This window comes from uncultured Maribacter sp. (assembly GCF_963975365.1).
Classification (GTDB): Bacteria; Bacteroidota; Bacteroidia; order Flavobacteriales; family Flavobacteriaceae; genus Maribacter.
Genome location: NZ_CAXBGF010000013.1, coordinates 1 through 21,621 on the forward strand (window position 1 = coordinate 1; position 21,621 = coordinate 21,621).

Annotated in this window: 23 protein-coding genes; 13 read left to right on the forward strand and 10 right to left on the reverse strand. The window is 35.3% G+C overall.

What is annotated here, in order from left to right; translation table 11 throughout:
- Nucleotides 1-71: 71 nt before the first annotated feature.
- From AACZ49_RS13860 to AACZ49_RS13890, 7 genes are all read right to left on the reverse strand, one after another.
- A complete protein-coding gene (locus tag AACZ49_RS13860; RefSeq protein ID WP_339656015.1) occupies nt 72-890 on the reverse strand; it encodes a hypothetical protein in 819 nt (272 codons plus the stop codon).
- Entirely contained in the window at nt 887-1,318 is a 432-nt protein-coding gene (locus AACZ49_RS13865) for a hypothetical protein (RefSeq protein ID WP_339656018.1), read from the reverse strand. The genes AACZ49_RS13860 and AACZ49_RS13865 overlap by 4 nt, the downstream gene beginning before the upstream one ends.
- A gap of 258 nt (nt 1,319-1,576) precedes the next feature.
- Nucleotides 1,577-2,776, reverse strand: a complete 1,200-nt coding sequence (locus tag AACZ49_RS13870) for a hypothetical protein (protein WP_339656020.1) — start codon at nt 2,774-2,776, stop codon at nt 1,577-1,579.
- Nucleotides 2,777-2,779: 3 nt separating this feature from the next.
- Nucleotides 2,780-3,463 (reverse strand): ABC transporter ATP-binding protein, encoded by a 684-nt coding sequence (locus AACZ49_RS13875; RefSeq protein WP_339656023.1) that lies wholly within the window; start codon nt 3,461-3,463, stop codon nt 2,780-2,782.
- Nucleotides 3,464-3,479: 16 nt separating this feature from the next.
- Nucleotides 3,480-4,682, reverse strand: coding sequence for an FtsX-like permease family protein (locus tag AACZ49_RS13880; protein WP_339656026.1), 1,203 nt, complete (start codon nt 4,680-4,682; stop codon nt 3,480-3,482).
- A gap of 4 nt (nt 4,683-4,686) precedes the next feature.
- The gene (locus AACZ49_RS13885) at nt 4,687-5,904 is read right to left on the reverse strand and encodes an FtsX-like permease family protein (RefSeq protein WP_339656029.1); all 1,218 of its coding nucleotides are present in this window, start codon (nt 5,902-5,904) and stop codon (nt 4,687-4,689) included.
- 1 nt (nt 5,905) lies between these two features.
- Complete coding sequence (locus AACZ49_RS13890; RefSeq protein ID WP_320556839.1) at nt 5,906-6,661, reverse strand: outer membrane lipoprotein-sorting protein; 756 nt, start codon at nt 6,659-6,661, stop codon at nt 5,906-5,908.
- 150 nt (nt 6,662-6,811) lie between these two features.
- Here AACZ49_RS13890 and AACZ49_RS13895 point away from each other — a divergent pair, with 150 nt between their 5' ends.
- Nucleotides 6,812-7,348 carry a TetR/AcrR family transcriptional regulator gene (locus AACZ49_RS13895; protein ID WP_062055926.1) on the forward strand — a complete coding sequence of 179 codons (537 nt, stop codon included), beginning with the start codon at nt 6,812-6,814 and terminating at the stop codon, nt 7,346-7,348.
- Between the two features lie 236 nt (nt 7,349-7,584).
- On the opposite strand, the gene xerA is transcribed toward AACZ49_RS13895, so the two are convergent.
- On the reverse strand, nt 7,585-8,712 hold the full coding sequence (gene xerA / locus AACZ49_RS13900; RefSeq protein ID WP_339656038.1) for a site-specific tyrosine recombinase/integron integrase: 1,128 nt from the start codon (nt 8,710-8,712) through the stop codon (nt 7,585-7,587).
- Between the two features lie 63 nt (nt 8,713-8,775).
- Between xerA and AACZ49_RS13905 the strand changes: the two genes are divergently transcribed.
- Nucleotides 8,776-9,153 (forward strand): hypothetical protein, encoded by a 378-nt coding sequence (locus AACZ49_RS13905; RefSeq protein ID WP_339656041.1) that lies wholly within the window; start codon nt 8,776-8,778, stop codon nt 9,151-9,153.
- Between the two features lie 30 nt (nt 9,154-9,183).
- On the opposite strand, the gene AACZ49_RS13910 is transcribed toward AACZ49_RS13905, so the two are convergent.
- On the reverse strand, nt 9,184-10,053 hold the full coding sequence (locus tag AACZ49_RS13910; RefSeq protein WP_339656043.1) for an AraC family transcriptional regulator: 870 nt from the start codon (nt 10,051-10,053) through the stop codon (nt 9,184-9,186).
- A 170-nt stretch (nt 10,054-10,223) separates the two neighbouring features.
- Here AACZ49_RS13910 and AACZ49_RS13915 point away from each other — a divergent pair, with 170 nt between their 5' ends.
- The 11 genes from AACZ49_RS13915 to AACZ49_RS13965 all read left to right on the forward strand — a co-directional run bounded on the left by AACZ49_RS13915 (nt 10,224) and on the right by AACZ49_RS13965 (nt 20,096).
- Entirely contained in the window at nt 10,224-13,718 is a 3,495-nt protein-coding gene (locus AACZ49_RS13915; protein ID WP_339656046.1) for a PVC-type heme-binding CxxCH protein, read from the forward strand.
- A gap of 27 nt (nt 13,719-13,745) precedes the next feature.
- Nucleotides 13,746-14,606: a sugar phosphate isomerase/epimerase family protein gene (locus AACZ49_RS13920; RefSeq protein ID WP_339656049.1), complete on the forward strand. Its 861-nt coding sequence runs from the start codon at nt 13,746-13,748 to the stop codon at nt 14,604-14,606.
- Nucleotides 14,607-14,615: 9 nt separating this feature from the next.
- A complete protein-coding gene (locus tag AACZ49_RS13925; protein ID WP_339656052.1) occupies nt 14,616-15,746 on the forward strand; it encodes a Gfo/Idh/MocA family oxidoreductase in 1,131 nt (376 codons plus the stop codon).
- A 207-nt stretch (nt 15,747-15,953) separates the two neighbouring features.
- Nucleotides 15,954-17,276, forward strand: coding sequence for a 2TM domain-containing protein (locus AACZ49_RS13930; protein WP_339656055.1), 1,323 nt, complete (start codon nt 15,954-15,956; stop codon nt 17,274-17,276).
- A gap of 23 nt (nt 17,277-17,299) precedes the next feature.
- On the forward strand, nt 17,300-17,551 hold the full coding sequence (locus AACZ49_RS13935) for a pyridoxamine 5'-phosphate oxidase family protein (protein ID WP_339656058.1): 252 nt from the start codon (nt 17,300-17,302) through the stop codon (nt 17,549-17,551).
- Between the two features lie 23 nt (nt 17,552-17,574).
- A complete protein-coding gene (locus tag AACZ49_RS13940) occupies nt 17,575-17,775 on the forward strand; it encodes a hypothetical protein (RefSeq protein WP_339656061.1) in 201 nt (66 codons plus the stop codon).
- Between the two features lie 232 nt (nt 17,776-18,007).
- On the forward strand, nt 18,008-18,292 hold the full coding sequence (locus AACZ49_RS13945) for a 2TM domain-containing protein (protein WP_339656064.1): 285 nt from the start codon (nt 18,008-18,010) through the stop codon (nt 18,290-18,292).
- An 18-nt stretch (nt 18,293-18,310) separates the two neighbouring features.
- Nucleotides 18,311-18,601 (forward strand): 2TM domain-containing protein, encoded by a 291-nt coding sequence (locus tag AACZ49_RS13950; protein WP_339656068.1) that lies wholly within the window; start codon nt 18,311-18,313, stop codon nt 18,599-18,601.
- A complete protein-coding gene (locus AACZ49_RS13955; RefSeq protein WP_339656071.1) occupies nt 18,592-18,930 on the forward strand; it encodes a 2TM domain-containing protein in 339 nt (112 codons plus the stop codon). Before AACZ49_RS13950 ends, AACZ49_RS13955 begins: the two co-directional genes overlap by 10 nt.
- A gap of 1 nt (nt 18,931) precedes the next feature.
- Nucleotides 18,932-19,297 (forward strand): 2TM domain-containing protein, encoded by a 366-nt coding sequence (locus AACZ49_RS13960; protein ID WP_339656074.1) that lies wholly within the window; start codon nt 18,932-18,934, stop codon nt 19,295-19,297.
- A 34-nt stretch (nt 19,298-19,331) separates the two neighbouring features.
- Entirely contained in the window at nt 19,332-20,096 is a 765-nt protein-coding gene (locus tag AACZ49_RS13965; RefSeq protein ID WP_339656076.1) for a LytTR family DNA-binding domain-containing protein, read from the forward strand.
- Between the two features lie 37 nt (nt 20,097-20,133).
- Here AACZ49_RS13965 and AACZ49_RS13970 read toward each other — a convergent pair whose 3' ends face one another.
- Nucleotides 20,134-21,324, reverse strand: coding sequence for an LETM1-related biofilm-associated protein (locus tag AACZ49_RS13970; protein WP_339656079.1), 1,191 nt, complete (start codon nt 21,322-21,324; stop codon nt 20,134-20,136).
- Nucleotides 21,325-21,621 lie beyond the last annotated feature (297 nt).

Sequence of the window (21,621 nt, forward strand, 5' to 3'; positions counted from 1 at the left end):
GAGGCTTATATCGATAGTTGTTATCTCTAATCAAAGGCTTGTGCAACGGTTACCGGTGTTGCCACACGTTTTTATTTTCGTTCGCACCTGCTGAAAATCAGATTTATATCTTGTAGGTTTGACGAAATTTTAAATCTTTTTTCATTGCCTAAATACATAGGAAGTTGGTCAGATGCAACATCATATTTTGCAAATCCATTATTTGGAACAAAACCCTCGACCCAAACTCGGTCATCCCCTGTTAATTCCATTATACACCATTGTCCGTCAGAAGGCAGAGTGATTTCTTTCACAGACCTTGCTCCAATTATCAATCGAATAATGTCATTTTCATTATCCTTTTCGATTTGTGTTTTGGTTTCTGGAAAGTCCTCTAAATTTTGTTGTATAAATTTTATTTCTGCTCTATAATCTTGAGGAATTGCATATTTGTTATTGAAAATCTCTGCATAAACTTTTAGAGCTTCACTTATGACTTTTGATTTTCCTCTTGGTAGTTTATCTCCAAGTTTGGTTTGTAAAGTCAAATATGCTTGATAAGCTTTGTTATAATTCGCATTACCTTTAGATTTTTCAATTTCTAGTGCGTTTTGAGTCAGTCCACGCATTGCCATTGCACTTTCGTAGCTTTTTGTCAGCTCATTTTTGATTTCTATAATTTGTGGCGAATTTGCTAAATTAAATTCTGTAGTTTCCTCGTTTTCAGAATCAGTTTCTTCTTGTCCGTAATTATATTGCTTTGGTTCTACAAACTCTTCTTCTGTTTGGTTTTCAGGTAAGTTTGGTTTTTCGGTTTCTGATTCCTTTTCCGGTGTAAGTAAGGAATAAATAATAGCAATTGCTATAAATGCAATTATTCCGTAAACAATAAATTTAAAACATCCTTTCATTTATTAAAGCTTTTATTTCGTGATGGGTTAAGATTATTAATAAGATAAATTTCTAAAGCCGAAGCAAGACAAAAATGCTCATTTGGGAAGCCAATGGTTAAAATACCTGTTAATTCCTGCCATTTTTCAGTTGGTAAATATTTGTTGGGATTTAGTTGAAGATTATTGTTGACTTTAAAATATCTTTTTAGACGAAAACCCAAGCCGTGGTTTTTATAAATTCCTGAACCTTTACTAATACCAACACCCATATAAATTACTTCGTCATTTTTTAAGAGCGCATAACATCCTTGTTTATCGTGATTGGGTATAGTTCCGTTAAAATTCCATTCAGATTTTTCCCAAATAGGGATTTTTCCGTTTTTTGGATTCCAATAACAACTAAAAAAGTCATTTGTAACTGAATTTAAAAGGTCTGTCGTAATCATCTCTCAAATGTGTGGCAACGGTTAGTATAAGAGCAGTAGCGGATTAAAATGCAACTACTTTTCGGCAAGCAATATACTTAATTAAACGCAAAAACGGTTCGAGTTTGCACCCGAACCGCTATTGCTTTTATACAATGTTATGTGCTGCCTTTCCTTTTCAGGTGCGTTGGCTTGGTGGCTCTTTTGGATTTTTTAGCGTTGGATTGAGGGTTCGGAAAAATACAAATGTGCCACCAAATGTGTTGGCTGTACTTGTCGTTAAAAACTCCATTTCAGCCTTGTGAAAACATAGCTTCTAACTCCATTGTAAAGACTGTTTTTGTCGCCTGTGAATATTTGTGCTGCAATCAGTAAATTAGTATTTTCTGTCAGAGAGAAGTCAATTGTTGGGTTCAAGAAAATAGAGTTGTCGTCAATGTTCCAAATGGAATTTAAGTTGGCTTTTATTAATGGTGTAATGTCATAACCGACAGAAATGAAGGTTGAAACATAGTTGTTGATTAGTCCTTTTGCAGAAACGGGTTGAGTCAAAAATTGGATATTTGTGGTCTTAATAGGATTTGTATTTCCAATGAATTCAAGTCGGAAATTTAATGTGTTTGGCAGTGTGTAATCAAATGAAATGTCGCCTATAAAAGTCGGGTTTACGCCAACATTTTTGTAAGGTTGAAAATAGGTCAATTCTCCTTTAAAACCTGCATTCTTAATTTGGCCTGCCCAACCTGCACCAAGGGCAATATCTGTTTTGTATTTACCAACCAAAAATTGAAAGTCATATTCTTTAATATTTGTTTTGTAATTAGTTGCAAATATCATTTTGTCAAAAGTGCTATCAATGTTGGATGCGAATTCAATAGATGATAATGAACTTATATTGTACTTTACCAATGCAGCATCAGTTCCTCTGCGTTCTTCATAGTCAAAATCGAAAAATGAGTAAGCATTAAACAAATCGTTCGGGTTCCAAGCATACGTTTTCCCCCAATTAATTCGCTGTTTACCAATTATCGCTTGCCATTTATCTTTATCAAGTTTTAAGTTTGCACGGTCTATTGTTGAATGAATGAGGTAAGATTGCCCTTGCGAGACAATACCTCCTAAACGTATATAATCTAACGATTGATTAACTTGCTCGTCAAAATTTGGAATTTGTTGAACGCTATTCCCAAAGTAAATTCTATTTCTTGCTTCAGCATTAAGTGTAAGCCAAGAATTAGCGTAGTATTTAAAATTAACACGGTTATGTATTTGATTATCGAAAGACCATAATCCATTGAAAGAAGGAATAGCTACTGAAACCAAATCTTTCAGATACCCATTTATTTCAAACTTACTTGGATTGTTATTTTCAATTTGTTCTACATCAATTGTGTCTGTTGGATTAATGTTTTCATTTTGGGCAAATAAACCAAGGCTTGGAAAAAGAAGAAGAATTATTATAAGATTTGAATTTCGCATTTTTCATTTTGAAGTATCGCTTATCACTTTCCCATCTGCAAATACAATTACTCGTTTTGCCCTGTCAACTACTCTTTGGTCGTGAGTGGAAAAAATGAAGGTTGTACCTTCTTTTTGATTAAGTTCTTCCATAATGTTTAGCAAATCCGCAGTTGACTTACTATCCAGATTTGCGGTTGGCTCGTCAGCAATTACAAAAGTTGGTTTGTGAGCTAAAGCTCTTGCAACTGCAACTCTTTGTTGTTGACCACCTGAAAGTTTTGCAGGTCTTTCATTTATTTTATCTGCTAAACCAATTTCGGTAAGTAGTACGGTCACTCTTTTTTCTCTCTCTTCTTTTGGTTTCTTTTGCAGTTCCATTATAAACTCAACATTTTCTTTTGCAGTTAAAACTGGTAAAAGATTATACTGCTGAAACACAAACCCAATATTGTCTCTGCGAAATTGTGTCATTTTGTTTTCGGATAATTCGCTTACATTTTTTCCATTGATAAATACATTGCCACTTGTGGGTGTGTCAATGCCACCTATCAAATTAAGTAAAGTTGTTTTTCCTGAACCCGAAGCACCTACAATAGCGGTAAATTCTTTTGCCTTAAATGAAAGGGAAACATCATTTACTGCATTTACTGGAACTGTTTTTTCGTTGTAAATCTTGCGAAGGTTTTTTATTTCTATTACGTTCATTTTATTTTTTTTGTTGTTAATCTCTTAATACTGCATTAGGCTTAATTCTCATTGCTCGGTATGCTGGTATTGAAGCAATTGCAACCGTTAAAATTTTAGCAATTACAATTACCATTATTATAATTTCAGGATTCAATTTAGGATACATCACTGGTCTAATGCCTAACATATCAAGTCCTGAACTTATAGGCACACCTACCTTGCTGGCAATGAGAATTAAAACATAGCCAAATAATATTCCTGAAACTGCACCTATCATCATAAGCACTCCTGCTTCATTTAGTAGCATTGAAAACACCTTGAATTTACTTTGTCCAATGGCTCGTAACATTCCTATTTCGTGCGTTCTTTCTTGAACTATCATATTCATAATATTCATCAAGCTAAACCCTAAACCTAAAATGACAATGATTGTAAAAAGAACTCCAACCATATTTATAAAAGCATCAAAAGCATTGAGTTCTGGCAATAATTCTTTCCAATTATTCACTTCATATTCGGCAGATAGCGTTTCCTGAATACCACTCTGTGTTTCTATTAATTTTGTTGGGTCTTTAATTTTAATAGCGATTTCTTGCGGTTCAGAAATTGAACCCAATTCTTGTAAATCGGTGTAATTTACAATTACCGTATTTTCATCAAAAGGTGTACTTGGTGTTGCAAAAATTCCTGCTACTCTAAAACTTCCGCCAACAATTTCCTCTTGAGTGTTCTTGAGTGTGATAATGATTTTTGATTTCAATTTCAATTTTAACTTGTCGGCAGTTTTCTTACTGATTAGAATTGGCATTCTCATATCTGTACTTAAATAGCTGCCTTCAACCAAAAAATCTTGTACTACACTTATTTCACGTTCAGTTGTAGGTTCAACTCCCTTAATTTCACAACCTATGCTGTTTTCAGGTGAAGCTGCAACTGCATTTGTGGATATGCGTTTTGCAACAACATCTACATTTGCGTTTTCTTTGACTTTCTGAATTACATTTTCTGCGTTAGGAATAAAAAGTGTAATGTCCTTGTCGTCTTGAAATCCCATTTTGTGAATTTGCAAATCACTTGTTTGTAGATTCTTCGCATCATCCAAACGCTGTTGGGATATAGACTTCATTAAATTTAATATGAATAAAGCCATTGCAAATCCAAAGAAGGCTGCCAATAAAAAAACGGTTGTCCGTGTTTTGTTTCGCCAAATATTTCTCCAAGCTAATTTTGTAGTCATATTATTATCGTTTTATGGCTTCAGCCACTTTTTGTTTATTAATGATTTGAATAGGAAGCAAACTTGCAATTAGCATTATGCAGAAAACTATAAATGACATTAAAGCCCATAGTTTCGGTTTGATTCCAAATTGCATAATGGGTTCCGCACCCATTGCCTCAAAAGATTTTGCACCATCTCCTGTCAATGGAATTGGGTGGTAGTACATAAAAATCATAAATGGAATTGCGATTGATAATCCTATAATAATTCCTGTAATGCCCAACATTAAACTTTCTAAAAATATCACAGTTTGTATTTGTGATTTCTGTAATCCGATTGCTTGAAGCATTCCAAATTCTTTTTTTCGTTCCAATGCCATCATTATGATTGTTCCGATTATTCCAAAACCCACAATTAAGAAAAGACACGAGGAAAGCAAAGTAAAAATGGTGGTATCAATTTTGAGCCCGTTCAAAATTTCAGGTATCATTTCATCCCAAGTCATAATTTCATAATTGCTACCCAACTTTGATTTTAGTTCTTTGGAAATTCTGTTTGTTTGGGATTTGTCTTTAATGTTGAGCATTAAAGCGCTACACATTCCAAATGCACTATTGTATTCTTGTGCCAAAGACAAAGGCATATACACCAACATCACGTTCATTTGTGGATTAGGAATTTTTACAATTCCTGATATTGGGTATTTACCTGCTGCTACATTTGCCTGATAACCTTGTCCGATTAACACCAATGTATCGCCTACTGTAAGTTTTAAATATTTTGCTAACCCTTCTGCTATCACTACTTTTTTGCTCTTTGAAGTAAAAAAACTACCCTTTACAATTCTGTCTTTTACTTTGTTAAATTCATTTTCATTATCGCCATCAATGCCCAAAACCAAAGAAGCCTTTGAAGTTTTGTCTCCTGCGGCTAATGAGAAGTTTTGAAGTCGTGGAATAATTTGTGTAACACCTTCTATAGAGTTGATTTTGTCTATCAATTTATCATCATCCAAAAGCAAATCATTGATAGACTTATCTTTCCAATAATCCGCAGTATGTACTTGAATATATCCCACATTCTTTACACCTGCTTCTACCGTTTTATCGCCATTACCAAGCATTAAAGAACGCAGGCTAATTGTAATAATGATAGCAAAAGCAATACTGACAAGGACAATTACACTTCTTTTGCGTTTTCGCCAAATGTTTCGCCAAGCTAATTTTATAAGTTGCTTCATTTTATTTTACGGTTTTCATTTTTTCTTTTGAGAAAAAGTTATTGTCCAATTTCTCACTGAAATTTGCAGCTGAAATTGTTAGGATAGTCTTTTGTCCTTTTTTATTATTGGGTGTCATTTCTAAAGTGGTGGCTATTTTTTTACCTCCTACAGTTTTGAAATCACTATTGATAAGTGTGTTTATCAATGTTCCATCTTCATCATAGTATTCAGCTTTCCGTTGTAATATATCATCTTTGCTAATCCATAAAATGACCTTGCCCCAAACTACCGCTGCATTTGGTTTAGGTGTTGCTTGAATTTTATAACAAGTAACATTTTGAAATTTTTCTTCGCCTAATAGTTTATGCGTGTAGTCGTTCACTATCGAAGCTTCTTTTAATAAATCCTCATTCGTAAAATCTGAACCCATCCAAGATTGGCTCATTTGGGACGGTGAAATTTTGGTTACTCTTTCAATGGAAGGAAGCCAAGTCCAACCTTCCGATTTAATTCTCAAAGTCGAGATTCCTTTGTCTTTTGCAGGTGCTTGGATTACCATCATTCCGTAATCCGCATCTTTTGACCAAGATTTGAAAGTGAGTTCTCTTGTCCATTTTGGACGCACTAATTTCATTGTCATATTCATTGAGTAAGCACTACTTCGAACATTGTAATGAGCCTTTTTTACGATTTCGGTTGGTGTGTCCGCTGGTGCAAACGCCATTAGAAAAATGGCGACTGAAAGAAAACCGTATTTTAGAATTGATTTTATCATATACTTCGTTTGTTTTAAAACTTGTTGTCTGTTATCGAATAACTTGTTTTATTTTTGTAATGCAAAAATAGAATGTCTTAAAAAAACGTACAATAGCTAAATCGACCAAAGTGTCTGTTATGGAACAGATTCGGATAAAAGTTCAGTAAAATGAAGAAGAAAACTCAAAAGCCTGTTGATAGGCGAATTCAAAAATCAAAGAAGTATTTGTCAGATGCTTTTATAGCATTGATTTTAGAGAAAGGGTATGAAGCGGTAACAGTTCAAGAAATAATTGATAGAGCAAATGTAGGTCGTTCCACTTTCTACGCTCATTTTGAAAGTAAAGAACAATTACTCTTTAGTTTGCTTGGAACGATGAACGAGAAAAGTAAAGATGGGATAGATTTTGAAATGCTTTTCAATCACTGCGCAGACAATTTTCAAATTGCAAAAGCAATGTTGGGGAAGAAAGGTGGGGATTTAATTATCGGTCATATTCGAGATGTGATGAGTTTGAAAATTGCCAAAGATTTAAAACGTGATTCATCAAAATCAAAGTCAGAACAACTCAAAATATATTTTACAAGTGAAGCGTTGTCCGCTGCATTGGTCAGTTATCTAACAAATTGGTTGGATGAGGATATGCCTTACAGTTCAGAAGAAATGTCTGCAAAGTGTAATGAACTGGTCGAAAAGTTTACTTGATTGTTGTCAATCCATTCATCTTTTGGGGTGGTGGGTGGGCTTGGGTGCGGTTGGGCAAAATTAAATGTGGTGTTTTAGTGTGGGCTTGTGTGTTGGCAAAAACACCTCTTTTAATTTTGTGAAGGGTTGGCGTTTTGCATTCCTTCCATTTCAATGTTGCACTGTCGTTCGTTTTTTTAGGTTGCACATAACAATTGTATATAGTAACAAGTTACTATATTTCTATTTTAGAAATACTAATCTAATGGATTTTTAATTTTCTTAAAAGTATTGGTCGCCACATGGGTGTATATTTCGGTCGTCTTGCTGGAGCCATGACCTAAAAGTACCTGGATCTGTCTTAGATCTGTACCTGATTCCAAAAGATGGGTAGCAAAACTGTGCCGTAATACATGTGGGGTAACCGTATTTCTTATACCTGCTTTTGCCGCTGATTTTTTGACGATGTTCAATACACTTTCTGCGGTATATTTCGATGCCTTTCTTCCCTCGAACAAGTAATCCTGAGGTTTCCATTCTTTGTAATACAGACGAAGATCAACCAGCGTGGATTTTGATAGTAAAGTATATCTGTCCTTATTTCCCTTACCGTCCTTTACCTTCACCAGCATTCGCTTACTGTCCACATCTGAAATTTTAAGGTTCAAAAGCTCGCTCCGTCTAAGGCCTGAACTATACAAAAGTTTTACAATGCACCTATGCTTAATATTATTGGTGTTCTCGATAATCGCAATGATCTCCTCCTTTGATATAACCTTGGGTAGCTTGGACTCCTTTCTTGGACGTTCTATTTCATAAAATCTATTTGGCATGCCCAGTACTACCTCGTAATAGAATTTAATGGAATTAATCGCCTGGTTCAGATAAGAATTCGATACGTTACGATGAATAAGCTTTTGAAGGAACGCCCTGATATCACTTTCGTTAATGGCGTTCAGTTCCTTATGTTTATAATGGTTAATGAACATTTCAAAGAAAGAAACATACGTCCGTACGGTATTATTGGCATATTTTTTTAGTTCAAGTTTCAGAAGGTACTCTTCTGGACAACATCTATATTGGGGTATAGGTTTCCTCTTGCGATACCATTCCACATCTATCGATTCATTATTGGTGTTCAACGGTCTGTTTGTCAAGAATCGATTATAGTTTATCCAAACTACACCCTTAAAGGTGTTGAAGATAATGGCAAGGTTCGCCTTAGTATTTTCAATATAGGCCATATTGTACTGTTGGCTCCATTTGGGGTTAGGTAGTCCTTTGATTAAATTCTGTATCAACTTATCTGGCGTGAATTTGATACCGATCATCTTTACGTCTTTGATCATTAAATGATACAGGGTTATCGATTTTAAAGTATTCATGTACAAGTTTAACCATGTTTCAATTACTAAGTAGTATATTAACCGTATAATATACTTTTAAAAATGATTAAAATGAAGAACTGCCCGGTTTGTGATACGGAGTTAAAAGGAAGATCGGATAAGAAATATTGTTCTATAAAATGTAAATCCATACATCAGTATGAACAACGTCAAGAAACCGAGGCTTTTTTCCTGAAAGTGGATAGACAATTGAAAATCAATAGAAAATTGTTAAAGACATTTAACAAATCTGGTTTTACTACCATTAGAAGATCCGAATTAATTTCACAAGGATTTGACCCAAACTTCTTTACTCATTATTGGAAAAGTAAAAAAGGAGAGGTTTATTTATTTGTTTATGAATATGGTTTTTTGAGCAAGATTAATAGCGGCAAAGAAAAATACGTTTTGGTTACTTGGCAACCGTATATGGAACATTGATTTTTTACACTTTATACTACCTAAAATATCCTAATACACCTCGTATTCTTTTTTATAGGCTAGGGGAGTACGATCGGTAATGGTCTTAAACTGTTTATTGAAATTAGACAGGGTTTGAAATCCGCTTTCGTAACAAGCTTGTGAAACATTCATTTTTTGCTCAATGAGCAATTTACAGGCATGACCAATGCGTATTTCGCTTACAAACTCAGAGAATGATTTATTGGCATGCAATTTAAAATAGCGACTAAAAGAGGTCGGAGTCATATTGGTCAATTGAGCCAAATCTGATAGCAACATTTTCCTTTTAAAATTCTTCATCACATAAGCATACACCTTAAACATACGTTCCGTATCTGCTTCTCGCAGCGTATTGGTATAACCAGGGCTTGCTAACAATGTATATTCTTTTGTACGGCTTATGAAATCCAATATTTTTAGTAATTGAAGAATACCCTCAAAACCATCCATATGAACAAGGTCTAACATCAATTCTTTTAATGTTAGCGCAGTTTGCTCTGTAAATTCCATGCCTCTAAGGCTCTTGTGAAATACCTGTCGTAACCGTATGGCTTCATCTTTATGTAAAAGGTTTTCGCCCAGAAAATCTTCGTGAAAATATATAACGACCCCTTCAGACCATGCAATATTTTTTTCTTGTTCTTGCTCATTCTCACTACGCCACATGTGCGGTAAATTGGGGCCGGTAAAGGTGATGTCTCCTGCCTTATAGGGCTTTACACTATCACCTATAAAACGCGTACCACTACCTTTCTGTACTAGAAATAATTGATGCTCAGAATGAAAATGCCAATGAGGGTCAAATACCGGTTCGTTTAACGTCCGGGCCAAATAGGCTCTATTTTCGGGTATAGGTGATTTTTGAAGCGCAGATTTCATGATAGGTTAACAAATTTTATTTAGGTGTTAAAAACCAATTGTATACTAATTTATCAATTATTGCCAATAATTTGCAATCAAATGATAAAATACAGTCAGTATGTGATAAGTGAGAGTAAATTTTAAGGCACTATTTTTAGTAATATTGAGAGTAGAAAACAACGCTATTTATGAAACTCAGCCAATCATTTATTAAAATTACCCTTGTCTTACTTTTTTTTGCAGCCTGTACACCAGCAAAAAAGGAACGTTTAGACGATGCCCCTCGTAGAATAGAACTATTATTTTTAGGGCATGAAATTGAACACCACAATTCAAGGGCATACTTTCCCATTTTAGCATCGGCTTTAACAAAAGAAGGTATTAATATAACGTATACAGAAAAGACATCTGATTTGAATTCGGATAATCTAGAGTTGTATGACGGACTTATCGTTTATGCCAATCATGAGGAAATAAATAAGAATGAAGAAAACGCATTGTTGAATTTTGTAAAAGGGGGAAAAGCATTTATTCCGATACATTCTGCAAGTTTCTGTTTCAAGAATTCACCCGAGTATATAAATTTGGTCGGAGCACAATTTATGAGCCACGAAACCGGAACCTTCACAGCAGAAATCACCAATATAGAACATCCTATAACCAAAAACTTAAAACCTTTTGAAACCTGGGACGAAACGTATGTGCATGATAAAATAGCTGATGATATTACCGTTTTAATGGAACGTGTAGAGGGTGATCATAAAGAACCGTGGACCTGGGTAAAGGAAGTTGGCGAAGGAAAAGTTTTTTACACCGCCTATGGGCATGACGAACGTACATGGGAGAACAAAGGATTTCAAGAGTTGGTGAAATCGGGAATACTTTGGGCGGTAGACGACAAAGTTAAAAAGAATTGGGAAGCGTTCATGGTAGCTATGCCAACCTTAAAATATGAAGAGCGCGCGAATATACCGAACTATGAAAAGCGAGATCCGGCACCAAAATATCAATTGCCATTATCGCCAGAAGAGTCTAAAAAGCTTATACAGGTACCGGCAGGTTTTGATGTAGCATTGTTTGCTTCTGAACCCGATATTATAAACCCGATTGCGATGAATTGGGATGAAAAAGGTAGGCTATGGGTTATTGAAACTGTCGATTACCCTAATACGGTGCGTAACGATAATAGTATCGGTGATGATAAGGTTAAAATTCTAGAAGATACCGATGGTGATGGTAAGGCCGATAAGGTTACCGTCTTCGCAGATAAGTTGAACATACCTACAAGTTTTGTCTTTTATGATGGTGGTATCGTGGTTTCTCAAGCGCCACATTTTATTTTTCTAAAGGATACCAATGGCGATGATAAGGCAGATGTAAAAGAGATTCTTATTGATGGATGGGGTACGTTCGATACCCATGCAGGGCCATCTAACCTTCAATATGGCATCGATAATAACTTGTACGGCGTTGTAGGATATTCTGGCTTCGAAGGAAATATTTTTGGAAAAGGATTTAAGTTCAATCAGAATGTATATCGTTTTAATCCGAAGCGTAAAACATTTGAAGTTTTGGCGAATACCAGTAACAATACATGGGGGTTAGGTTTAACAGAGGATAATTCCATTTTTGCCTCCACTGCTAATAATACCCATAGTGTATTTGTAGGTATACCTAATGCAAATTTTGAAAATGTAAAAGGAATAGGTACCGATGGTAGCGCGAAAATTGATGGTCATTATGCTATGCAGGCTATCACTCCGAATGTGAGACAGGTAGATGTTTTTGGAGGATTTACTGCCGCTGCGGGTCACCATTTTTATACCGCAAGGGCATACCCAAGTTGGTACTGGAACACCATTGCATTTGTTTGTGAACCAACAGGCGGGTTGGTACACCAAGCACGAATTGTAAAAGACGGTGCCGGTTATGTAGAAGAAGATGCAGGAAATCTTTTTGCCTCTTCAGATGAATGGGTTTCGCCGGTAGAAGCTAAAACAGGTCCAGATGGTGTGGTTTGGGTAGCAGATTGGTACAATTTTATAGTACAGCATAACCCGACGCCTAATGCTGAACGAGGAGGCTACGATGCTGAAAATGGGGAAGGTAATGCCTATGTGAATCCGTTACGCGATAAAGGGCATGGTAGAATATGGCGTGTAGTGCCAAAGTATGATTATAAATATGAAGCACAACAATTAACAATAGAAGATCCAGAAGCATTGGTAGAAGCATTAAGCAGCGATAATCAGTTTTGGAGGCTTACGGCCCAAAGATTATTGGTCGAAAGAGGCGATACCGATGTGTTGAACGATTTATACCAACTAGTGAATAAAAAAGACGTCGATTCTAATGGCTTGAACAATGCTGCAATGCATGCCCTTTGGACTATTGAAGGGTTAGCTGCTTTAAAAACAGATAGTAATGCATTAGGGGTGGTAAAAGGTGCTTTATTTCATAAGGCATCGGCAGTTCGTAAGGCGGCAATACAAATATTACCGAGAAATGAGGATACCGATAACGCCCTGTTTAAAGCGAACACCTTAAACGATCGCGACCCAAATGTGCAATTGTCTGCCCTCATCTATTTTTCGGAACGACCATCTTCCCAAAAAGTAGGTTCCTTATTACATGACCTTGGCAAGAATGAAGCGGTTTTAAGTGATCTGTGGTTGTTTAAGGCCTTGTATGCGGCATCGGCAAAACATGTAGACGGATTCTTAAATGCGTTTACAGCAGCGAACCCAGATTACAAAAAACCATCCGATGAAGTAAGTGATATGAGTTCTGACACTTATGATGACTCAAATTGGGAAACTATGGAAATTCCTCAATATATGGAAGATGCCGGTGTAGAGATCGATGGGGTAGTTTGGTTTAGAAAAGAAGTGACCGTGCCAGCAAGTATGGCAAATAACGCTACGGTATTGGCATTAGGCCCTATTGACGATTCTGATATAACCTATGTTAATGGTGTAGAAGTAGGTAGTATGGCTTCGAGTTTTAGCTCAAACAGAAACTATGATATTCCAGTAGGTGTATTAAAGACAGGTAAAAATACCGTAGCGGTTAAGGTAGAGGATACTGGTGGAGAAGGTGGTATATATGGAAATTTTTGGCAGCTGTATTTACAATCGGGAGAAGAACTGATAAGAATACATGGTACTTGGAAATATAAAGTAGAAAAAAATTATACGGATCAGGTAAAGAAAACCTATTCTATTTCAGATATAGCGGCACTTTTAATGAAGTATTATGGTGCAGACGTAGATGAATCTTCAGAATTAAAGACCGAGGAAATTTCGAATGCAAAAGTGATTACGATTAAAACCATCACCAATGAAATGAAATTTGATGTCACCAAGTTCGAGGTTAATGCCGGTGAGCAAGTAGAATTGGTTTTAGAAAATCCAGATTTTATGCAGCATAATTTGGTCATTACCAAACCAGGTAAGAAAGAGGCGGTAGGTATGGCAGCCGATAAAATGGCAGCTGATCCAAATGCAGCAGAACTTAATTATGTGCCGCAAACAAGCGATGTACTATTTGCGACCGCATTACTGAATCCTGATGCAACGTATTCATTGAAATTTAAGGCACCGACAACTCCGGGTGAATATCCATTTATATGTACGTTTCCAGGGCACTGGCGCATTATGCAAGGGGTTATGATTGTCAAATAAATTTCAAAACAGTTAGCAAGAGTTTAAATGAGCAATAAAATAGATTTTGGGGTAAGTACATGGTTGTGGCAATCGCCATTTACCAGTAAAAGCATAGAATTATTTCCGAAGATTAAAAAATTGGGGTATGATCTTGTAGAGATACCTGTAGAAGATCCACTTTTAATAGATGCAAGAGAAATTAAAAAAGCCCTTTCTGATAACGGATTAAAGGTTTCGGTTTGTGGTGCTTTTGGTCCTACCAAAGATCTAACCCATGAAGACCCAAAAGTACATAGACAGTGTTTTGATTATTTAGAGCAATGTTTTGAATTATGTAATATTTTAGAAGTAGATTTTTTGGCTGGCCCTATGTATTCTGCGGTAGGTAAGGCACGCATGGTATCACCAGAGCAGCGTAAGGTTGAATGGGATTTAGCGGTGAATAATTTACAGGAAGTATGTATTATGGCGGCCGGTCATGAACTGTCAATAGCTTTAGAACCTTTGAATAGGTTCGAGTCTGATATGGTCAATACTGCAGAAGATGTAATGCGATTGGTTACCGATATCAATCATCCATCAGCACGTGTTTTGCTAGATGGTTTTCATATGACCATCGAAGAAAGGAATATTAGAGAAGCCATTAATACCGTTGGCGATAAATTAATTCATGTGCAGGTTTCTGAAAACCATAGGGGTGTGCCTGGTACAGGGCTTACACCATGGACCGATTTTAAGCTTGGTCTTGATGATATAAAGTATAGCGGAGGTTTGGTTATTGAAAGCTTTACCCCAGAAATAAAAGAATTGGCCGCTGCGGTATGTATTTGGAAAACCATGGCCAAAAGTCAAGATGAATTTGCCCAGCAAGGATTAAAATTTTTAAAACAAACATTTAACGATTAAGAGCATATAATGAGCGAGAAAAAAATAAGAGTAGCAATCGTAGGTCTAGGTTTTGGAGCAGAGTTTATACCCATCTATAAAAAACACCCTAATGCAGAATTGGTCGCGGTTTGCCAACGAAACGAAGAAAAATTAAATGAGATTGCCGATGCTTTTGACATAGTTAAAAGATATACTTCGTTTGAGGAATTGTTGAAAGATGATGAGATAGATGCGGTTCATATTAATACACCAATACCCAATCATGCCCAACAATCTATTCAAGCACTAAAAGCGGGTAAGCATGTTGCATGTACTGTTCCTATGGCGACTACGGTTGATGAATGTAGACAGATCGTAGAACTTACCGAGAAAACCGGACTCACCTATATGATGATGGAAACAGTAGTTTATGCCAGGGAGTTTCTATATATGAAAGAATTGTATGAGAATGGCGAATTAGGAAAGGTTCAGTTTTTAAAAGCAAGTCATCAACAAGATATGGACGGATGGCCTAATTATTGGCCTGGACTTCCACCAATGCATTACGCGACGCATTGTGTTGGTCCTGTGCTTGGTTTAACCAGGGATGAGGCAGAATATGTATCATGTTTTGGTTCAGGTACTATTCGAGAAGAATTGATTAAAGAGTACAACTCTCCATACGCGGTAGAAACCACCCATATAAAATTCAGAAATTCAGATTTGAGTGCCCAAGTGTATCGTTCTTTGTTCGATGTAGCACGACAGTATAGAGAAAGTTTTGAAGTGTATGGTTCTAAAAAGTCGGTAGAATGGCCTTTAATAGAAGGTAAGCCATTAGTAGTGCATACGGCCAAGAAACCAGAACCAGAAATTCCCGAGGAAGTAGAGAGTCCAGATTTCGCAAAACTATTACCAAAGGAGATTCAACCCTTTACAACCCATGGTGTTTACGATGAAGGCGATAATCAGCATTTATCATTTACCCAAGGGGCCGGTCATGGAGGTTCTCACCCACATTTAGTACATGCCTTTGTTGACGGATTGGTAAATGGTACATCACCCTACCCAAATGCAAAACAATCTGCCAATATTACCTGTGTGGGTATATTATCACATGAATCTGCCGAAAAGGGTGGTGAAATCATAAAATTACCAGAGTTTACTTTTTCAAAATAGAATACAACCAACCTTTATATATAGTGAAATACAGTTCGGATGTCTTTATTGACATTTCGGACTGTAATTTTTTTTATACTGAAGTGAATACTGCAAATTTGCTATTTATGAGTCCTTCTATGAATGATTTCACCGTTGTTAATGGAAATCGCTAATTTTAAGCACCATAAGGCAATGTTGAGGAATTCGCACAAAATGGTATAATGCATGGGTAATTTTTTAAAGGTATTGAGAGCAAGTATCGTTATCACTGTTACTATGGTGATAGTTCAATTGTTATTTGCAGATTGGAATACCATAAGCCTATATAGAGAACTTCAATTTACTTGGGTAAGTTTTATTTACGCCCTTGTGCTTACTTGCGTAAATGCCTATTATAATCTATATATCTCAAAGATTTATAGTTGGGACAAGCATACTAAAAAGAGATTGTGGATTGGCGCTTTAGGATCTATTGTACTAACTGTATTGGCTTTTGCCATAGTACGATGGTTTACAGAAGTTGTTTTATTCGGTATTGATTTTAATACGTTTATCGCTACCGAAAAATCTGAGTATTATATTTACGCCATAGTAATAACTCTAATTGTATCACTTTTTTTACATGCTTTTTACTTTTATAAAGCACTACAGGATACCAAAGTAAAAGAGCAAAAAATTATTGCCGGTTCTGCATCCGCTAAATTCGATGCATTAAAAAACCAATTAGATCCTCATTTTTTATTCAATAGCCTTAATGTATTGACAAGTCTAATAGAGGAAGATCCTGAACAGGCACAAAAATTTACAACCTCGCTATCTAAAGTATATAGATATGTGCTAGAACAGAAAAGTAAAAATCTAATTTCTGTAGATGAGGAGCTTCAGTTTGCGAAGACCTATGTGCGCTTATTAAAAATGCGTTTTGAGGACAGTATAAAATTTGAAATTCCTGATAAGGCATTAAATCCTGAGGCTAAAATAGTACCCTTGTCACTTCAGTTGTTATTAGAGAACGCAGTGAAGCATAATGTGGTAACATCCTCTAAACCATTACATATAAAAATTTATGAGGAAGATGATTATTTATACGTAACCAATAATTTACAGGAGAAGCAAGTGGTGAAAAAGAGCAGTGGTGTAGGCTTGCAGAATATACGCCAGCGCTATGCAATTCTAACCAAGAAAGAAATGCAAATCTTTAAAACTGCTAAAGAATTTAAGGTACGTCTGCCTATGTTGACCAGTGCTGTTTCGTTTAGGGAAACCCAAGAAACATTTATTAGTTCTAAACGGTATGAGAAAGCAAAGGAAAGGGTAGAGGCCATTAAAGGTTTCTATGGTAATCTTATGGCATATTGTATCGTAATTCCTGTTTTAGCCTATATAAATTATAGAACAACCAGTTTTACGTGGGTAATTTTTCCGGCACTTGGTTGGGGGTTTGGTTTGTTGGGGCATGGTTTAAAAGCATATGGGTATAACCCTCTTTTCGGTAAAAATTGGGAAGAGAAGAAAATAAGGGAATTCATGGAAAAGGATGACTTCTAATAGTAGTTTAAATCTGATAAGTAATGAAGCTGACAGCAGAGATTAAAGATGGGATAAGCGCAAGAGTCCTGTGCTGGCTTGCCACGTCATCTGCTGCAAATATGCCCAATGTTTCTCTTAAAGAGATTTTCAGCTATTTTGTAAGCGATAGTATCATTGTTGCGAATATTGCATCGCCACAAACCGTGTGTAATATAAAACAGAACAAGAACGTCTGCATTAGCTCTATTGATATATTAAAAACTGAAAGGCTTTCAGGTAAAAGTAACGGCTGAAATCATCTTCAGAATTCTCTAAAATGGAAATTGTTTTGAATACTATGACAGATGGTAAATTTCCGTTTGCCTCTATAACAAAAGTTATAATTAGTGATTCTAAGCACATTTTTGCTCCTAAATTCCTCCTCTATCCAAAACCAACCGAAGCAGAGCAAATTGAAAGTGCTAAGAAAGCATATGGTATTCAATGCTTAAAAACAATATTTGTTCGAGAGGAATAATACGAAGTGAAAAGGTGAAATAAAATTGACTGCCTTGTAGAAGGCAGGTATCGAGAACAATTCAGAACTCTTCAATTCAATTTGCAACCATTTCATTTATACTAGAATTGAGCAAACTTACAATTCAGTCACATAAAGTTACAACTGGGTAGTTCAATTTTTTAAAACCAAGAGTATCTCCCGAAATTTGAAGTATAGAAATCAAATAGTAGTAACCTAAAATCACTTAAAGATGGAATCAAATTTCACAAACAGCCAGAATTATAAATATCAAAAGGCAAAAGAAAAGGTACAGGCAATAAAAGGCTTTTATGGTAATGTATTGGCATATTGTATTGTTATACCAGTTCTAACCTATATCAATTATAGAACAACCGATTTTCCTTGGGCAATATTTCCCGCATTAGGTTGGGGGTTCGGCCTATTGATGAACGGTCTATATGCCTATGGATATAACCCACTTTTCGGAAAGAATTGGGAAGAAAGAAAGATTAAAGAATTCATGCAAGAATCATAACCTAATTAACCAAAGATCATGGATACTACGAAATATTTAAAAGCACGAGAGCGGGTAAATGAAATAAAAATGTTTTATGGTAAGGTAGCTTCAGCGTTGTTTACCATACTCATCGTCGCCTCTATAAACTATTATGTAAATGAATGGGAGCACCCCTGGTTTTTGTGGGTAGTTTTCGGATTAGGAATCAGCTTATTTATAAAAGCAAATAAAATCTTTAACTTGAATCCGTTTATGAACCGAGATTGGGAAGAGCGAAAGATTCAAGAATTTATAAAACAAGAAGAAAATACAAAACGATGGAATTAAACGAATTTGAACAGTCAGACAAATTAGCTAGAGCACAAAAGCAAGTAAAAGAACTAAAGGGATTCTATATTCACCTTTTAGTCTATATCTTGGTGAACGCTTTCATATGTACCATTACCACTATGGCAAGAATGAGTAGTGGTGAATCTTTTAGCGAGGCATTTTTTAATATAGGAACCCTTTCAACTCCTTTTTTCTGGGGAATAGGTTTGGCATTCCACGCGGCAAAAGTGTTTAATTATAGTCCGTTTTTTTCAAAAGATTGGGAAGAGCGACAAATAAAGAAATACGTAGAGAAGGAAAAGGAAGAAGCAGATAAATATAGATAATATGGAAACGAAAAAGGGCTATGAAGATCATAAAGAGATGAAAAATAGTGTATTGTCTAAATATGAAAGAGCAAAAATAAAAGTGGCCTCCATTAGGGGTTTTTACTATCACGCCATAGCATTTGTTATTATAAACCTCATGTTGTACTTATTTAGACATAAATTCACTTTTATTCTGATCAATAAAAATGCACTAGGAAATCCCGAATTTTTAGAGTGGATAGATTGGAATGTATTTGGTACCACCATAGTTTGGGGAGTTATACTCGCTATACACGGAATAAGGGTACTTGGCGAATTTTCGTTACGCGTAAGGATTTGGGAAGAACGCCAAATACAAAAGTATATGAATTCGAATAGTAACTAGAAATTAATTACGTTCTGAAAGTAAAAACCAAACCATGAAGACCATAATAATTGAAGATGAAAAGCCTGCCGCGCGTAGATTAAGTAGAATGTTAGAGGGTTTGGATTTAAACGTATCTACCATGCTACATTCGGTAGAAGAGGCAATAAACTGGTTTCAGAATAATGAACATCCCGACCTTATCTTCTTAGATATTCAATTATCGGACGGTCTCTCTTTCGAGATATTTGATGTTATTGAAGTGCATAGTGCCATTATTTTCACCACCGCTTTTGATGAATATGCCTTACAGGCCTTTAAATTAAATAGTATTGATTATCTATTAAAACCTATCGATGATGAAGATTTAGAGCATGCGGTACGTAAATATCAAACACGATTTAAATCGGCAAAAGAACCCAATACGATAGCTCTAGATTTTGAGGATATTAAAAAATTATTGGTAAATCCTTTAGAGCGGGAATACAAAAAGCGTTTTACGGCTAAAGTGGGGCAACATATAAAAATTATTAATTCGGAAGATGTTGAGTGTTTCTACAGTGAAAATAAAGGGACCTATGCCGCTACAAAAGACGGCCGAGATTATTTGTTGGATACAACCTTAGAACAACTTGAAAATGAGTTAAAACCACAGGTGTTTTTTAGGGTAAGTAGAAAGTTCTATGTTAATATCGATTATATAAAAGATATTATTTCTTATACGAATTCTAGGCTTCAGATTAAATTAAGTAATAATCCCCAACTAGAAATTATTGTAAGTAGAGAAAAGGTAAAGGACTTTAAGCTTTGGTTAGAATAGATCTGTTAGAATTTTGATTAATAGTAAGTTAAAGTATTTATTTTTCTTCGTCAATCCTATTTTCATCAAAAGCAGAAGGTAGTAACTTAGGAATAAGTTTAATAAAAATCGGAAGTAGAATTGCGCCACCTGGTAATATAAAAATGGCCAAAGACGGGATACTCTTGAAAATATCTAAAAGTTGATTTTGAACCTTTTTCTTTTCTTCTCTGCTTAAATCTCGAATGGTCGATTTTGAAAGCAAAGCCACAAGTTCGGCGCTCTGTGATAGTTCTTTATGTAGCCGTTTGCTATTACGTAAGATAAGTTTCTTTACAACTTTTCCCATGCTATCATAGAACTGATGAGCAAGGTTCTTTTCCTTTAAATAAGGTATGGTATCAAGATTTTGCTTAAAAAATTCTGTAACATGCATTATACATTCAGAAATAAGGTGATTTTCAATTCCTAAATCCTTACCAATCCCAAATATAAATTCAGATTCCGTGTAATCTAACGAGTGATCTTCCCAAACTGTCAAACAGGCCATATCTAATAGATATCTATTCTCCCAGGTTTCTTTATTTGCTAGTAGCCTATCTCTATAAGAACCATCAAATGTGCTGCCTGCACTATTAATATAAGTCAATGATGAAGCCAATAATTGAGAAAGCTTATTGTCTTTTCTATTTTGTTCTTTCGAACTAAGAGCGTGATATGTGATATTTATAGCTAAATATTCAATTTCCTCTGCCTTTGTTTTTAGATCTTCAATATTATTTAGGTAGTGTTTAAAAAGTAATACATCTACAAATAATAAGGAGTTGGTAATAAGGCTATTAAAAGTTTTACTAAAAATATTATCCTCGATATAAATTCGAGAGGCCATTAATTTTTCGAGCTTGGCAGAAGTTTTTTTACCGGTAAAGAGCTTTCCGAAGAATCCCGAAGTATCAATTTCTAAAAATTCATAGAACTTATAAACTCGCTCAACAAAGTTATTAAAATCACCTCCATGATTTAAAAAGTATGTAAAATATAGAGCATTAAGTAAATTGATTTTAGCCTTTTCATCTTCAGACAATATATGTTCAGGATGAATAAAATCGGGTATCCCAGAATTTAAACCGTACACGAACCCACTCTTTTTCAGTGTATTATACAAGGCGTCAAAATTTGGAAAAGCATTTTGGTGTTTTTGAACGACGGAGCCATATTTTTCAATCCAACCTGAGGCAGACGGGTTCATATCTATGATATTTAAAGATGCAAAGTTAGCTAATTAAACGGATTAGATTTTATGATTCAAACCTATAAATATTTCTTATTGCATTGGTGCGCTTACGATTATAAAGGAAAAACAATACCAATTTAGTTTTAACATTTGAAACAGAACTTTTAACTTATAGGGGTTATAGGTTTATTTTAGGGAAAATTGTTCTTCAATACTATGAATTTTGAATAATTACATTAAAATTTGTATGTATTTCATCGAAAATTTAACGTTATTTAAGACTTTAATGGTTGAAATACATATATTTATCGA